Raw genomic sequence first — 15503 nt, 5'->3', positions numbered from 1 at the left:
CGGGATGCACGGCCGATGGGACAGTTGTGCTGTCCTAAGTCGCGAAACTGCCAGATTGAAATGTTTTCAGCAAGAGACTGCAGGCCGCGACGGTGTCGCCGCTCTGGATGATGGGCCGGGATCCGCTCCGCGCCTCCGCAATCTCGCCCGAATCGCGGGATCTACGGGTCGTGCCGAGCACAAGCGGCATGCGGGGCAACGACCTCGCCGGCATGGTCGAGGTCCGGGTCTACCGGCCCGGACCATGCCGGAACCGGACACGAACCGGACACTCTGCCGGGTCTCCAAACCCAGAACGCACAAGAGTGACGATGACGAGCAGAGCCGCTGCGCGCTTCCCACGCCCGATGAGCCGGACGCTTCGCGCCGCGTGCCTGTCGGCGCTCGCTCTCTTGGGCGCATCGGGCGGCGCGCGCGCGCAATTCGCCTTCGAGGAGGAGGTCCTTCCGCCTCGCGTCGTCGCTTGGCGCCTCGCAGATCGCGGGTTCAGCGGCCTGAGCCGCCCGCGCTTCGACGGGCGGGTCTACGTGGTCGACGCCGTCGGTCCCGCCGGCGCGCCCGTCCGGCTGTTCGTCGATCCCATGACGGGCGGGATCGTGGGCCGCCGGCCGATCGGTGCGCCCGAGACCGTCGCTCGGCTGGAGCGACCCGCACCGGGCTTCGGCTGGACCGAGGACGAGGTCGTGCCCCGCCGCGCGATGCGTCCGGTCCCGCCCGAGGACGGTCCGATGGCTCGACCCCAGCGCCGGCCGGGCACCGAGGCCCTGCGGCCCGAGGCCAATCCCGAAGGCGTGAATCCCGACAGCGTCGGCCGGACCGCTCCGCCCAACGCTCCGCCAAAGCGGGTCGCGCGCGGAGCGCTCGCCCGGACGCCGGAGCTGAAGCCGCCGCCCCGCACGTCTCCCGAGGCACCGGCCGCCAAGCTCCCGCCGGCCGATACGGCCAAGGCGGATCCGAACGCCGGTCCCGCGCCCGAGACCAAGGCGGCGGCGATCGAGAAGGCCCCGGCCCCGGTTCCCGCTGCGCGACCCGCCGCGCCGTCGAAGCCGGCCGACGCCGCCGTGGCCGAGACGGCCAAGCCGGCCGCGAAGGATTGGAAGGATCCGCCCACGGACAAGAAGCCGGTTCGGGTGATCGGCGGCGCGACCATCGTCCCCGGCCAGGCCGAGTAAATTCGGCGGACGGAACCGGCGCGTCACGCGCCGTCCGTCAGCCGCTCGGCTCCCGTGAACACCGTCACGGTGTCGGCCCGCGCGATGGCGCAGAGCGTCATGCCGTAGGACCGGGCTCGGTCGAGGGCCAGCGACGTCGGCGCCGAGATGGCGACGATCACGGCCGCGCCGAGCCGCGCGGCCTTCTCGACCATCTCGTACGAGCAGCGGCTGGTGATGACCAGGAAACCCGAGTCCGCGGGCGTCCCGGTCCGCATCAGGGTGCCGATCAGCTTGTCCAGAGCGTTGTGGCGGCCGACATCCTCGCGCACAGCCGCGAGGCCGCCGTCGAGGCGCGCCCAGGCCGCGGCGTGGACCGCGCGCGTCTCCGCGCCGAGGCGCTGGGCGCTGTCGAGATTCGACAGGGCGCGGGCGATGGCGGGCAGCCCGACCCGGACCTCGGAGTCCGCCCGCTTACCGGCCTGCGGCAGTTGCGCCAAGTCCTCGATGCCGCAGACCCCGCAGCCGGTGCGGCCGCTGATGGCGCGCTTGCGCGCCAGATGCTCGCGGAGCCGGCCCGGCGCGAGATCGACGTGAAGGCGCAGGCCGTCCGGCGCCGTCTCGACGCGGGTCGCGCGGATCTCCTCCGCGCTGTCGACGATGCCCTCCGTCAGGCTGAAGCCGTAGGCGAAATCCTCGAGGTCGGCGGGCGTCGCCATCATCACGGCGTGCGGCACGCTGCCGTAGACGAGGTTGACCGGCGCCTCGACGGCCAGCGCCCGCGTGTCCGGCCTCGGCGCCGAGCCCGTATAGGTCATCACCTGCATCGGCGCCGGCACTGCGCAGGGCAGAGGACCGGAGGTGGGGCTGCCGGTTTGGGTGGACATCTCGAACTCCGCAGGCGTGGCACGAACGCGTCGCGACGCTTCATCCCCGGCGCGACGTGACAGGGAACGATTTCGCCGGCCCCTAGTGCGCCGACGCCACGAGGCGCCGTCAACTGGCGGGAAAGCGCGCGATGCGACGCTTGTGCGGTTGCACGTGGCCGGCCCTTGTGGTCTGAAGCGCCGGTCGGATAATGCCGGGTGACACAACCGGTACTCCGTCACGTCGGTACAATCCCGCACGCGTTCAAGACGGGGAGGTCCGGCGGCAGCCAGACAGTTTCAGGGGAGCCACGAGAGGCAGATGCGGACGGTGCGGACGATCAACCGGTCACTCTGGAGCCTCGCCGCTCTCGGCGCCCTGCTCTTCCCGATATCCGGCGCGCAGGCCGCGGGCTTCGGTCAGCCCGTGCCGTGGGAGATGGACCGGCAGATCCCGGTCACCGAGAACGCGCGCGACATCCTGAACTTCGAGATCGGCCTGCACTGGCTGTCCCTCGCCATCTCGGTGTTCGTCCTCGGGCTCATCCTGTGGTGCGTCTACCGCTTCGGCGAGAAGCGGAACCCGACGCCGTCGCGCACCACGCACAACACCGCCATCGAGGTCGCCTGGACGATCGTGCCGGTGCTGATCCTGGTCGCCGTGGCGATCCCGTCCTTCCGCCTGCTGCGCACGCAGCTCTCGGACCCGAAGGCCGACATTATCGTCAAGGTCGTCGGCCACGCCTGGTACTGGTCCTACGAGTACCCGCAGACCGAGGCCGGCGGCGGCTTCACGTTCGATGCCAACATCGACGAGGACAAGCAGCCGCGCCTGCTCCAGACCGACAACGAGATGGTCGTTCCGGTCAACAAGATCGTGAAGATCCAGGTCACCGCCGCCGACGTGCTGCATTCCTGGGCGATGCCGGCCTTCGGCTTCAAGATCGACGCCGTCCCCGGCCGCCTGAACCAGATGTGGTTCAAGGCCGACAAGGAGGGCACCTTCCACGGCCAGTGCTCCGAGCTGTGCGGCCAGCGCCACGCCTACATGCCCATCGTGGTCCGCGTGGTCAGCGAGCAGGCCTACGCCGACTGGCTGAAGGAGGCGAAGACCAAGTACGCCCGCATCGACAACGGCACGAGCTTCGCCGAGGCCCGCTGAGCCCCGGCTGATCGAACAGACCCCATCAGATCCACAAGGCATTCGAATCCATGGCTACAGCCGCAGCCCATGCCGGGGCCCATGAGGTCCACGACCACAAGCCGTCGTTCTTCGCCCGCTGGTTCCTGTCGACGAACCACAAGGACATCGGCACCCTCTACCTGCTGTTCGCCTTCTGCGCCGGAATCATCGGCGCGTTCCTCTCCTTCGGCATCCGGATGGAGATGGAGGCGCCCGGCCTGCAGTATTTCTCGAACCCCGCGACCTACAACGTGTTCGTCACGGGCCACGGGCTCATCATGGTGTTCTTCATGGTGATGCCGGCGCTGATCGGCGGCTTCGGCAACTGGTTCGTGCCCCTCATGATCGGCGCGCCCGACATGGCATTCCCGCGCATGAACAACATCTCGTTCTGGCTGACGGTGGCGGGCTTCTGCTCCCTGCTCTGCTCGCTGTTCGTCGAGGGCGCGCCCGGCGCGTCCGGCGCCGGCACCGGCTGGACCGTCTACCCGCCGCTCTCCACCGCCGGCCATCCCGGCCCGGCCGTCGACTTCGCGATCTTCGCGCTCCACCTGTCGGGCGCGGGCTCCATCCTCGGCGCGATCAACTTCATCACCACGATCCTGAACATGCGCGCCCCGGGCATGACGCTGCACAAGATGCCGCTCTTCGCCTGGGCCGAGCTGGTGACCGCGTTCCTGCTGCTGCTCTCGCTGCCGGTGCTCGCGGGCGCCATCACGATGCTGCTGACCGACCGCAACTTCGGCACGACCTTCTTCGACCCGGCCGGCGGCGGTGACCCGATCCTGTACCAGCACCTGTTCTGGTTCTTCGGTCACCCCGAAGTGTACATCATGATCCTGCCGGCCTTCGGCATCGTGTCGCACATCATCGCCACGTTCTCGCGCAAGCCGGTCTTCGGCTACCTCGCGATGGCCTACGCCATGGTGGCGATCGGCGTCGTCGGCTTCGTCGTGTGGGCGCACCACATGTACACGGTCGGCCTGTCGCTGCAGACGCAGTCCTACTTCGTGTTCGCCACGATGGTGATCGCGGTCCCGACCGGCGTGAAGATCTTCTCGTGGATCGCCACCATGTGGGGCGGCTCCATCCGCTTCACCGCCGCCATGCACTGGGCGGTGGGCTTCATCTTCCTGTTCACGGTCGGCGGCGTCACCGGCGTCGTGCTGGCCAACTCGGCGGTCGATAAGTACCTGCACGACACCTACTACGTGGTCGCGCACTTCCACTACGTGCTGTCCCTCGGGGCCGTGTTCATCATCTTCGCCGGTGTCTACTACTGGTTCCCGAAGATGACCGGTCACATCATCCCCGAGTGGGCCGGCAAGCTGCACTTCTGGCTGGCCTTCATCGGCGCGAACGTCCTGTTCTTCCCGATGCACTTCCTGGGCCTCGCCGGCATGCCGCGCCGCTACGCCGACTACCCGGACGCATTCGCCCAGTGGCACAAGGTGTCGACCTACGGCGGCCACATCTTCGCGCTCGGCATGTTCGTGTTCGTGATCGGCGTGATCCTCGCCTTCCGCTCGAAGGAGCGGGCCGCGGACAACCCGTGGGGCGAAGGCGCCACCACCCTCGAGTGGACGCTCTCCTCCCCGCCCCCGTTCCACCAGTTCGAGACGCTGCCCCGCATCGTCGACGAGCCCGGCGCGCACTGATAGAGATCCCGCGAGGGCCGCGTCCGCGGCCCTCGCCCTTCCCCGGAGGCCGGTCGGCCGACCTCCCGGCAAGGGCGAGCGATGAGGGCGACCCGCACGGGCCGAGGGAGAAGTCCCGGGCCCCGCTCACGCCGATCCTTGGAACACGTCGATTTCGAGACACGACTCGGCCGTGACGCGCGCGGCCGGGCGCCGACACAGCAGCGGCAGACGCGATGACGAGCCTGACGAACACGATCGGACCGGACGTTCCTGCCCCGGCACTCACGACCGCCGGCGGCGACGTTCCGGACTACTTCGCCCTGCTGAAGCCGCGGGTGATGGTCCTCGTGATTTTCACCGCACTGGTCGGAATGGTGGTCTCGCAGGGCCACGTGCAGCCGGCCATCGGCGCGATCTCGCTCCTCGCCATCGCGGTCGGCGCCGGTGCGTCCGGCTGCCTCAACATGTGGTGGGACGCCGACATCGACGCGGTCATGAGTCGGACCGCCACCCGGCCGATCCCGTCGGGCCGGATCACCTCCCAGGAGGCACTGGGCTTCGGACTGTTCCTCTCGGTCGCCTCCGTGGTGGTGCTCGGGCTCGCCGCCAATCTCCTGGCCGCCGCGCTCCTCGCCTTCACCATCGTGTTCTACGCCGTGGTTTACTCGATGTGGCTGAAGCGGGCGACCGCGCAGAACATCGTCATCGGCGGCGCCGCCGGAGCCCTGCCGCCTGTCATCGGGCAGGCGGTGGTGACCGGGTCGGTCGGCGTCGAGTCGCTGATCCTGTTCGCCATCATCTTCATCTGGACCCCGCCGCACTTCTGGGCGCTGGCCCTGATCAAGGCCGACGAGTACGCCCGCGCCGGCATCCCGATGATGCCGAACGTCGCCGGTCCCGCCTCCACCCGCCGCCAGATCGTCTGGTACTCGCTGCTCCTCGCACCCCTCGGCCTCGTGCCGGTGGCCCTGGGCTTCGGCGGCCTCGTGTACGCGGTGGTCGGCCTCGTGGGCGGCCTCGGCATGGTAGCGTTCAGCATCCGCGTGCTGCGGAACCGCGAGGGCGATGCCGAGCGGCGCGCCGCCATGGGCATGTTCGGCTTCTCGATCCTCTACCTGTTCGCGCTGTTCTCGGCGCTCCTGGCCGAGCAGAGCTTCGGCCTGTTCCGCCCGGTCCTGGGTTGAGCGCCATGGCGGATCCCGAGATCCAGTACCGGCCGCTCACGCCCGAGCAGGAGGCGCGCCGCCGCAAGCGCTCGATCGCGATCGCGCTAGCGCTGGGAGCCTGGGTCCTGCTGTTCTTCGTGCTGACGATCGTCAAGCTCGGCCCTCAGATCCTGACCCGGCCGCTCTGAGGCGCTCCCGATGACAGTTCCTCCATCAGGATCGAACCGAGCCGCCACGCGCACCGCCCTCGCCTGCGCGGGTCTCGCCGTGGGCATGATCGGCCTCGCCTTCGCGTCGGTGCCGCTCTACGACGCCTTCTGCAAGGCGACCGGCTACGACGGCACGCCCCGGCAAGGACCGGCCCTCTCGGCCTCCGCGGCGCGGACCGACGACAGCATGGTCGTCCATTTCGACACCAACGTCGCGCCGGGGCTGCCCTGGAAATTCATCCCGGAAGTGAGCAGCGTCGAGGCGAAGCTCGGTGAGACCAAGACGGTCTTCTTCCGCGTGCAGAACACCGGCAGCACGCCCTCGGCGGGTGTGGCGACCTTCAACGTCCAGCCCGGGTTGATGGGTGGTTACTTCGTCAAGATCGCCTGCTTCTGCTTCAATGAGCAGACGCTCCAGCCGGGCGAGACGCTGGACGTGCCGGTGGTGTTCTACGTCGATCCGGCCGTTCGGGACGACTCGAACACCGCGCATCTCTCGGAGATGACGCTGTCCTACACGTACTTCGCCTCCAAGAACGGTCAGCCCGTGAAGGCGGCGGTGGCGAAATCGTCTTCCTCGGGAACGAAGGGCGATTTCTGATCGCGGACCCGTGACAACACGGGGCCGCAGCGACTAAAGCTGCGAGCAAGCTTGGGTGTGGTGCGTGCCGCGCCCGGCCTAGGGCAAGCAACGAACAGCGTTAGGCCGGGAACGGTGCAGGGCGCGAGGGTGAGGAGCGACGGGACGATGGCCGAGGCGCACGCCAAGAATCACGACTACCACATCCTGAATCCGAGCCCGTGGCCGTTGATCGGGGCCTTCTCGGGCTTTCTCATGGCGTTCGGCGCCGTGTTCTGGATGAAGAGCCTCACGATCGGCACCCTGGCTCCTGGTCCCTACATCTTCGGGGCCGGCACGATCGGCGTCCTCTACACCATGTTCTCGTGGTGGAAGGACGTCGCGCACGAGGCCAATTCCGGCGACCATACCCGCGTCGTCCAGCTTCACCACCGCTACGGCATGATGATGTTCATCGCCTCCGAGGTGATGTTCTTCGTCGCGTGGTTCTGGGCCTACTTCGAGGCCGCCCTCTACACCGCCGACCCGATCCAGGTCTCGCGCGTGGAGTTCACCGGCGGTGTCTGGCCGCCGAAGGGCATCGAGGCGTTCGATCCCTGGCACCTGCCGCTCCTGAACACGCTGATCCTGCTGACCTCGGGCACCACCGTCACTTGGGCGCACCACGCGCTGATCGAGGGCGACCGCAAGGGCCTGAAGTACGGCCTGTGGCTGACGATCATCCTCGGCGTTCTGTTCACCGCCTGCCAGGCCTACGAGTACAGCCACGCCGAGTTCGGTTTCTCGGGCAGCATCTACTCGTCGACCTTTTTCATGGCGACGGGCTTCCACGGCGCCCACGTCATCATCGGCACGATCTTCCTGGCGGTGTGCCTGTTCCGCGTCTACGCGGGCCAGTTCACCCCGCGTCAGCACCTCGGCTTCGAGTTCGCCGCTTGGTACTGGCACTTCGTCGATGTCGTGTGGCTGTTCCTGTTCGCCGCCATCTACGTGTGGGGTTCGGGGGTCTTCCACGGCGGCGGCGCTCACTGAGCGGAACCATCCCGTCGCCGCATGGCGGATCTGCGAAGGGCGGCTCAGGCCGCCCTTCTGCGTTTCCGACGCCGCGCGAACCCCGTATCGACGAGAGCGGCCCGCGCGCGGGTCGATGGGGTCCCGCACGGAACAGGTCTGGAGTGTGCCCGTGAACAACCGAACCTACTCGCCGCCTCCGCCGATCCCGACCGGCCTGCGCGGCCGGTGCCCGCGCTGCGGTGAGGGTCACCTGTTCAAAGGGTTCCTGAGCCTGCGCCCCTCCTGCGAGGCGTGCGGGCTCGACTACGCGCATTTCGACTCCGCGGACGGGCCGGCCTTCTTCGTCATGTCGATCGTCGGCCTGATCGTGGTCGGTCTCGCCCTCTGGCTGGAGATCACCTACGAGCCGCCGATCTGGGTCCACGCCCTGGTGGCCTTGACCCTCTCGGTCGGGCTCAGCCTGATCCTGGTGCGGCCCCTCAAGGGCCTGCTGATCGCCCTGCAGTTCAGCAACCGGGCGGAGCAAGGGCGCTTCGAGCCGTGACCGCGAGCGGACCGCACCGCGCTGGCTGGCGCGACCTCGTCGCGCCGGGACTCGCCTCGCTGATCGCCCTGGCCATCCTGCTCGGTCTCGGGACGTGGCAGCTCGAGCGCAGGGCCTGGAAGGAGGATCTCATCGCCCGGATCGTGCGCCAGAGCCGCGCGGAGCCGGTGGCGCCTCCGGCCGCGGATGTCTGGGATCCGGCGCGCGACGAGTTCCGGCACGTCCGGGTCAGCGGTCAGTTCCTCAACGACCGGGAAACCCTCGTGCACGGGCTGGCGCCCGGCGAGACGCCGGGCCGCGCCCTGCAGGGCTACTACGTGCTCACGCCGTTCCGCCGGGACGACGGGAGCATGGTGATCATCAACCGGGGTTTCGTTCCCACGGAGCTGAAGGCGCAGGGCGATCGCCGGGACGGCCTGATCGACGGGTCGACGACGGTCACCGGCATCCTCCGCGCGAGCGAGGCCCGGGGGATGTTCGTGCCGGAACCGGATCCCGCCCGCGGGGAGTGGTTCAACCGGGACATCGCCGGCATCGCGGCGGCGCGCGGCCTCGGAACGGTCGAGCCCTACCTGATCGAGGCCGACGCCGTTCCCGGGCAGACGACGTGGCCGCGCGGCGGCCAGCTCCGGGTCGATTTGCCGAACAACCACCTGCAATACGCATTCACGTGGTTCGGCCTCGCCGCCTGCCTGATCGGCGTGTTCTCGGTCTTCGCGTGGCGCCGCCTGCACGATTCGCCCGCGGCCCGCGCCGCCTAGGACAAAGCCGCGCGCGCAGGATCTCGGCGAAGAAGAGTCTCGCCGAGATCGGCTTAAAAACGGCAACCCGTTCCTTTGACCGACGGCCGTCGCCCCGGAATACTTTCGGTGTTCTTGAGCGATCGGTCGCGTTCTGCATAGTGTATTCAGTTCGCGGCGATCATCCGAAGACGACACGGCGCCCGACCGCCGTGCAACTGAGGTAACGCCGGATGACCAGCCATATCGCCGACGCGGCGGCGCGCGAGCCGATCCGCTTCGCCTACTGGGTGCCCAACGTCTCCGGGGGGCTTGTCATCAGCAAGATCCCCCAGCGAACGAGCTGGGATGCCGAGTACAATCGGAAGCTGGCGCAGATCGCCGAGGAGGCAGGGTTCGATTATGGGCTGACGCAGATCCGGTTCACCGCGGGCTACGGCGCCGAGTACCAGCACGAATCGGTCGCCTTCAGCCACGCCCTGCTGGCCGCGACCACCAAGCTCAAGGTGATCGCCGCGCTCCTGCCCGGTCCCTGGCATCCGACCCTGGCCGCCAAGCAGATCGCCACGATCTCGCAACTCACCGAAGGCCGCATCGCGGTGAACATCGTCTCCGGCTGGTTCTCGGGCGAGTTCCGGGCGATCGGCGAGCCCTGGCTCGACCACGACGAGCGCTACCGCCGGTCGGAGGAGTTCATACGGAGCCTGCGCGGGATCTGGACGCAGGACAGCTTCACCTTCCGCGGCGACTTCTACCGCTACAGCGACTACACGCTGAAGCCGAAGCCGGCCCAGCCGCTGCCCGAGATCTTTCAGGGCGGCTCGTCGCGCGCCGCGCGCGACATGGCGACCCGCGTGTCGGACTGGTACTTCACGAATGGCGGCACGCCGGAGACGATCCGCGCCCAGGTGGACGATATCCGCGCCAAGTCGGCCGAGACCGGCAATCATCCCCGGATCGGCGTCAACGCCTTCGTCATCGCCCGCGACACCGAGGAGGAGGCCCGCGCCGTCCTTCAGGAGATCATCGACAACGCCGACCCGGACGCCGTGAAGGCCTTCGGTCACGAGGTCAAGAATGCCGGCAAGGCCTCGCCGGAAGGGGAAGGCAACTGGGCCAAGTCGAGCTTCGAGGATCTCGTTCAGTACAACGACGGCTTCAAGACCGACCTGATCGGCACGCCCGACCAGATCGCCGAGCGGATCCTGGCGCTGAAGGATGCGGGAGCGGACCTCGCCCTGCTGGCCTTCCTGCATTTCCAGGAGGACGTCGCGTATTTCGGCGCGCACGTGATCCCGCGGGTCCGCGCCCTCGAGGCCGCCCGCGACCGGCGCGCCGAGGCCGCCTGAGCGCCGCCCGCCGAACCGTATCCCGACTGATCGGAGTGAGCCATGAACATCGCCGTCGATGCGCGCACGCTCGAGCCGGAGCACCGCCCGGGCGCTCCCGGCCCCGCGCGGCCGCCCTCACCCGCCCACGTGATCCGTGACGACGCCGAGGCGCTGGCCGTGGCCCACGGGCTCGCGGCCGAGTTCCGGGCCGGCGCGTCGGAGCGGGACCGCCACGCCGTGCGGCCGCTCAAGGAGCTCGACGCCTTCTCGCAGAGCGGCCTCTGGTCGATCAACGTGCCGCGCGCCTACGGTGGCCCCGAGGTTTCGTACCGGACGCTGGCGCAGGTCATCGCCATCGTGGCGGCCGCCGATCCCGCCATCGCGCAGATCGCCCAGAACCACCTCGGCATCCTGGCGGCCATCCGGACCGTGTCGGACGAGGCGCAGAAGCACCTGCTGTTCGGCGAGGTCTTGCGCGGAACGCGGTTCGGCAACGCCTTCTCGGAGCGCGGCACCAAGCGGGCGGCCGATTTCGACACGCGCTTCACCGATCACGGCGACCACGTCGTGGTGCGGGGCCGGAAGTTCTACGCCACCGGCGCCCTCCTCGCGCACCTGGTCCCGATCGTCGCCCTCGATGCCGAGGGACGCGCCTGGTACGCCATCGCCGAGCGGGACGCGCCCGGACTCACGGTGATCGACGACTGGTCGAGCTTCGGCCAGCGCGGCACGGCGAGCGGGACCGTGCTGATCGACGACGTGCGCGTGCCCAAGACCCATCTGGTGCCGGCCTGGAAGGGCTACGCGGCGCCGACCGCCGACGGCGCCGTGTTCCAGATCATCCAGGCCGCGGTCGATGCCGGGATCGGCCGCGAGGCCCTGGACGACACCATCGGCTACGTCCGCGAGAAGGCCCGGCCCTGGATCGACAGCGGGCTGGAGCGGGCGGCCGACGATCCCTACACGATCCAGGCGGTCGGCGACCTGACCATCCGGCAGCACGCCGCCGAGGCGCTGCTCGACCGGGCCGGTCTCGCCCTCGACGCGGCGGTCGCGCGGCCGGACGCCGAGACGGTCGCGGCGGCCCAGATCGCGGTCGCCGAGGCGAAGGTGCTGACCACCGAGGTCGCCCTGGCGGCGTCGAACAAGCTGTTCGAGCTGTCGGGGACCCGCTCGACTCTGGCCGCCGAGAATCTCGACCGTCACTGGCGGAACGCGCGCACGCACACGCTGCACGATCCCGTCCGCTGGAAATACGCGATCGTCGGCAACCACGCCCTCAACGGCGTGAACCCGCCGCTCCACGCCTGGAGCTGATCGGCGGCCTACAGCACCGGCAATCCCCGCGCCTTGGCCTCCTCGCCGGGCTCGACGTGGATGGTCACCACCGCCCCGGGGATCGTCGTCTCCAGGGCGGATTCCAGCCGGTCGCAGATCGCGTGCGAATCCTCGACGGTCATCGCGCCGGGGACGACGAGGTGGAAGTCGATGAAGGTTGCCTGACCAGCGGAGCGCGTGCGCACGTCGTGCGCCTCCAGCGCGCCCTCGCCGTGCTGGGAGATGAGCGACCGGATCTGGCTCACCATCTCGGCCGGGGCGGCCCTGTCCATGAGGCCGTCCACCGATTCCCGGACCATGCGGAAGCCGGACCACAGGATGTTCATGGCGACCAGCCCGGCCACCACGGGGTCGAGGACCGGGTAGCCCGTCACCACCACGGCGCCGACGCCGGCCAGGACGCCGCAGGACGTGACCACGTCGGCGAAGACGTGGCGCGCGTCGGCGATCAGGGCCGGCGACCGCCACCGCCTTCCCCAGCGCATCAGTGCCGCCGCCCAGACCGCGTTGACGATCCCGGCCGCGAAGTTGATCGCGAGGCCGACCGCGGGCGCGTCGAGGGCCTTCGGGGCGAGCAGCCCGAAATAGGATTCGCGCAGGATCAGCAGCGCCGCCACCACGATCAGCGCGCCCTCGATCACCGCCGAGAAGAACTCGGCCTTGTGGTGACCGTAGGGATGGTCCTCGTCCGCCGGGCGCGCGGCGACCCGCAGGGCCACGAAGGCGCCGATTGCGGCGACCACGTTGATGATGCTCTCCAGCGCGTCGGAGTACAGGGCGAGGCTGCCGGTGAGCCACGCCGCGTAGAACTTCATCGCCGTGACGGCGAGGCCGATGCCCGCGCTGAAGAGGGCGGCTTTCTGGGTGCGGTCCATGGTTCGCGCCGTTGGGGTGACGCCGCGCCCATACGGCACCGGCCGCGGCCAAGGCCACGGCAAAGGTTCGACGCCGCCGAAAACGTGTTAGCCGCGGCTAAGTCTCCGACGCGCCGCCGTTGTCGCGGGCGGCCTCGCGCCGCCGGCTCGGCTCCGCCTTGGCACGCGCTGCCTCCGCCTTGCGCAGGAAGCGACGGCGCTGCCAGGCGAAGCGCGCTCCGGCGGCGAGGGTCTCCAGCCGGGCGGCCTCGCGCTCCCAGTACCCGAGGAGCTGCCCGTCGAGGGTGACCCGCCGGGGGCGACCGCGGGGCGTCACGCGTCGCTCCCCCGCGGCGCCGGCGGCTCGCCCGTCTCGGCCACGACCAGGGCGTCCGGATCGCCGCGGAAGCTGCCGGCGCCGGTATTCGGCACCGGGATTCCGGGGCTGCCGAAGGGCTGGCTCGGGTAGGCCGATTCGAACTTCGCGCGGGCGGTGTCGGGATCCTCGGCCTTCAGCACGATCTCGGACGTGCCGGGGAGCGGCCAGCGGGGATCGGCGGCGTCACGGGGGCGAACGGCGTACCAGGGCATGGATCGGGAGCCTCGCGTCTCGGTGACGCTGGAAACGGACGCGCTCCCCGGCGGTTCCGCGGTTGAAACCGCGTGCCGTTCGGTGCAGGCAGCCGGCGATGCGCGTGGACCTCTTCGATTTCGATCTGCCGGAGACCAGCATCGCCCTGCGCCCGGCCGAGCCGCGCGACGCCGGGCGGATGCTCGTGGTCCGACCTGGCGCGCCGCTGGCCGACCGGACCGTGCGCGACCTGCCCCAGGCCCTCCGGGCCGGCGACGCCCTGGTCTTCAACGACACGCGGGTGATCCCGGCCCGGCTGAACGGCGTGCGCACACGGCCCGGCGCCCCCGGCCAGCGCACCGAGGTGATGCTCCACCTGCGGGAAGCCCCCGACCGCTGGCGCGCCTTCGCGCGTCCGGCCAAGCGGCTCGCGGCGGGCGACGCGCTGCGCTTCGGCGATCTGGCGGCGACCGTTCTCGAGAAGGCCGAGGCCGGGGAGATCGTCCTCGCCTTCGACCGGGCCGGGCCAGACCTCGACGCGGCCATCGCCGCGGAGGGTGCCCTGCCGCTGCCCCCCTACATCGCGGGCAAGCGCGCCACGGATGACCGCGACGCCACCGATTACCAGACGGTCTACGCCCGCAATCCGGGGGCGGTCGCGGCTCCCACGGCCGGCTTGCACTTCTCCGACGCGCTGCTGGCCGATCTCGACGCCGCCGGTCTGCGGCGCCACCACGTCACGCTGCATGTCGGCGCCGGGACCTTCCTGCCGGTCAAGGCCGAAGATACCGAGGCCCACCGCATGCACGCGGAGATCGGCATCCTCGACGCCGCCACGGCCGAGGCCCTGAACGCCGCGCGGGCCGCGGGCGGCCGGATCGTCGCGGTCGGGACCACGGCGCTGCGGCTGCTGGAGAGCGCGGCCCGACCGGACGGCACGCTCGCGCCCTTCTCGGGACCCACCGAGATCTTCATCACGCCGGGCTACCGGTTCCGCGCGGTCGACGCCCTCGTGACCAATTTCCACCTGCCGCGCTCGACGCTGTTCATGCTGGTCTCGGCGTTCTCAGGTCTCGCGACGATGCGCGCGGCCTACGCGCACGCGATCGCCGCCGGGTACCGGTTCTACTCCTACGGCGACGCCAGCCTGCTCTTCCCGGGCCCGGGCGCGGACACCCCATGACCGACAGCGCACACTTCCGCTTCGACCTGCTGGCCCGGGACGGCACCGCCCGCACCGGCGTGATCGGGACGCCGCGCGGCGAGATCCGGACCCCGGCCTTCATGCCGGTGGGCACGGCCGCGACCGTCAAGGCCATGTATCCTGGCCAAGTCCGCGATCTCGGCGCCGACGTGGTCCTGGGCAACACCTACCACCTGATGCTGCGGCCCGGCCCCGAGCGTATGGCCCGGCTCGGCGGCCTTCACCGCTTCATGAACTGGGACCGGCCGATCCTGACCGATTCCGGCGGCTTCCAGGTGATGTCGCTCTCCGCATTGCGGAAGATCGACGAGCAGGGCGTGACCTTCCGCTCGCACATCGACGGCACCGCGCATCACATGAGCCCGGAGCGCTCCATCGAGATCCAGGGTCTGCTCGGCTCCGACATCCAGATGCAGCTCGACGAGTGCGTCCGCCTGCCGGCGGACCACGGGGCCATCGAGAAGGCCATGCACCTGTCGCTGCGCTGGGCCGAGCGCTGCCGCGTCGCGTTCGGCGAGCAGGCGGGACGGGCCCTGTTCGGCATCGTCCAGGGCGGCGACGTGCCGGCCCTGCGCGTCGAGAGCGCCCGCGCGCTGACGGATCTCGATCTCAAGGGCTACGCGGTGGGCGGCCTCGCCGTCGGCGAGCCGCAGGCGGTCATGTTCGCCATGATCGAGACGGTCGAGCCGCACCTGCCCGCCGGCAAGCCCCGCTACCTGATGGGCGTCGGCACGCCGGACGACATCCTCGGCGCGGTCGCCCGCGGCATCGACATGTTCGACTGCGTGATGCCGACCCGCGCCGGCCGGCACGGCCTCGCCTACACGCGCCACGGACGGGTCAACCTGCGCAACGCCCGCCACGCCGAGGACACCGCGCCGCTCGACGAGACCTCGACCTGTCCGGCCGCGCGGGACTATTCCCGTGCCTACCTGCATCACCTCGTGCGCTCGAACGAGATCCTCGGGATGATGCTGCTGACCTGGAACAACCTCGCCTACTACCAGGACCTGATGGCCGGCGCGCGCGCGGCGATCCGGGACGGCCGCTACGCGGAGTACTGCGCAGAGACCCGCGCCGGCTGGGCGAGCGCCGAGCGCGCCGCCGCCTGA

Annotated in this window: 17 protein-coding genes; 13 read left to right on the top strand and 4 right to left on the bottom strand. The window is 70.0% G+C overall.

The window, feature by feature from the left end; translation table 11 throughout:
• Nucleotides 1-311 precede the first annotated feature (311 nt).
• The gene (locus H288_RS0104570) at nt 312-1172 is read left to right on the top strand and encodes a hypothetical protein (RefSeq protein ID WP_026604663.1); all 861 of its coding nucleotides are present in this window, start codon (nt 312-314) and stop codon (nt 1170-1172) included.
• A 23-nt stretch (nt 1173-1195) separates the two neighbouring features.
• On the opposite strand, the gene fdhD is transcribed toward H288_RS0104570, so the two are convergent.
• Entirely contained in the window at nt 1196-1978 is a 783-nt protein-coding gene (gene fdhD / locus H288_RS0104565; RefSeq protein WP_234083048.1) for a formate dehydrogenase accessory sulfurtransferase FdhD, read from the bottom strand.
• A 361-nt stretch (nt 1979-2339) separates the two neighbouring features.
• Between fdhD and coxB the strand changes: the two genes are divergently transcribed.
• The 10 genes from coxB to H288_RS0104515 all read left to right on the top strand — a co-directional run bounded on the left by coxB (nt 2340) and on the right by H288_RS0104515 (nt 11741).
• Nucleotides 2340-3179, top strand: coding sequence for a cytochrome c oxidase subunit II (coxB, locus tag H288_RS0104560; protein WP_020091412.1), 840 nt, complete (start codon nt 2340-2342; stop codon nt 3177-3179).
• Between the two features lie 50 nt (nt 3180-3229).
• Nucleotides 3230-4858, top strand: coding sequence for a cytochrome c oxidase subunit I (gene ctaD, locus H288_RS0104555; protein WP_020091411.1), 1629 nt, complete (start codon nt 3230-3232; stop codon nt 4856-4858).
• A 215-nt stretch (nt 4859-5073) separates the two neighbouring features.
• Complete coding sequence (locus H288_RS0104550; protein ID WP_020091410.1) at nt 5074-6024, top strand: heme o synthase; 951 nt, start codon at nt 5074-5076, stop codon at nt 6022-6024.
• A 5-nt stretch (nt 6025-6029) separates the two neighbouring features.
• Nucleotides 6030-6194, top strand: coding sequence for a hypothetical protein (locus H288_RS35560; protein WP_020091409.1), 165 nt, complete (start codon nt 6030-6032; stop codon nt 6192-6194).
• A 10-nt stretch (nt 6195-6204) separates the two neighbouring features.
• Nucleotides 6205-6816 (top strand): cytochrome c oxidase assembly protein, encoded by a 612-nt coding sequence (locus H288_RS0104540; RefSeq protein WP_026604661.1) that lies wholly within the window; start codon nt 6205-6207, stop codon nt 6814-6816.
• Between the two features lie 147 nt (nt 6817-6963).
• Entirely contained in the window at nt 6964-7827 is an 864-nt protein-coding gene (locus H288_RS0104535) for a cytochrome c oxidase subunit 3 (protein ID WP_020091407.1), read from the top strand.
• A gap of 151 nt (nt 7828-7978) precedes the next feature.
• A complete protein-coding gene (locus H288_RS0104530) occupies nt 7979-8353 on the top strand; it encodes a DUF983 domain-containing protein (RefSeq protein ID WP_026604660.1) in 375 nt (124 codons plus the stop codon).
• On the top strand, nt 8350-9114 hold the full coding sequence (locus H288_RS0104525; RefSeq protein ID WP_020091405.1) for an SURF1 family protein: 765 nt from the start codon (nt 8350-8352) through the stop codon (nt 9112-9114). The genes H288_RS0104530 and H288_RS0104525 overlap by 4 nt, the downstream gene beginning before the upstream one ends.
• Before the next feature lie 212 nt (nt 9115-9326).
• Entirely contained in the window at nt 9327-10442 is a 1116-nt protein-coding gene (gene sfnG, locus H288_RS0104520; RefSeq protein WP_020091404.1) for a dimethylsulfone monooxygenase SfnG, read from the top strand.
• Nucleotides 10443-10484: 42 nt separating this feature from the next.
• The gene (locus H288_RS0104515) at nt 10485-11741 is read left to right on the top strand and encodes an SfnB family sulfur acquisition oxidoreductase (RefSeq protein ID WP_020091403.1); all 1257 of its coding nucleotides are present in this window, start codon (nt 10485-10487) and stop codon (nt 11739-11741) included.
• Nucleotides 11742-11749: 8 nt separating this feature from the next.
• On the opposite strand, the gene H288_RS0104510 is transcribed toward H288_RS0104515, so the two are convergent.
• The 3 genes from H288_RS0104510 to H288_RS0104500 form a co-directional block, all read right to left on the bottom strand.
• A complete protein-coding gene (locus H288_RS0104510; RefSeq protein WP_020091402.1) occupies nt 11750-12637 on the bottom strand; it encodes a cation diffusion facilitator family transporter in 888 nt (295 codons plus the stop codon).
• A gap of 97 nt (nt 12638-12734) precedes the next feature.
• Nucleotides 12735-12953 carry a hypothetical protein gene (locus tag H288_RS0104505; RefSeq protein ID WP_020091401.1) on the bottom strand — a complete coding sequence of 73 codons (219 nt, stop codon included), beginning with the start codon at nt 12951-12953 and terminating at the stop codon, nt 12735-12737.
• Nucleotides 12950-13207: a hypothetical protein gene (locus H288_RS0104500; RefSeq protein WP_020091400.1), complete on the bottom strand. Its 258-nt coding sequence runs from the start codon at nt 13205-13207 to the stop codon at nt 12950-12952. Before H288_RS0104500 ends, H288_RS0104505 begins: the two co-directional genes overlap by 4 nt.
• A gap of 98 nt (nt 13208-13305) precedes the next feature.
• Between H288_RS0104500 and queA the strand changes: the two genes are divergently transcribed.
• A complete protein-coding gene (queA, locus tag H288_RS0104495) occupies nt 13306-14370 on the top strand; it encodes a tRNA preQ1(34) S-adenosylmethionine ribosyltransferase-isomerase QueA (protein WP_020091399.1) in 1065 nt (354 codons plus the stop codon).
• Nucleotides 14367-15503: a tRNA guanosine(34) transglycosylase Tgt gene (gene tgt, locus H288_RS0104490; protein WP_020091398.1), complete on the top strand. Its 1137-nt coding sequence runs from the start codon at nt 14367-14369 to the stop codon at nt 15501-15503. Before queA ends, tgt begins: the two co-directional genes overlap by 4 nt.

The organism is Methylobacterium sp. 285MFTsu5.1 (assembly GCF_000383455.1).
Lineage (GTDB): Bacteria > Pseudomonadota > Alphaproteobacteria > Rhizobiales > Beijerinckiaceae > Methylobacterium.
Note: the sequence above shows the minus strand (reverse complement) of the source record. Positions and strands in the feature narration are given on the sequence as shown.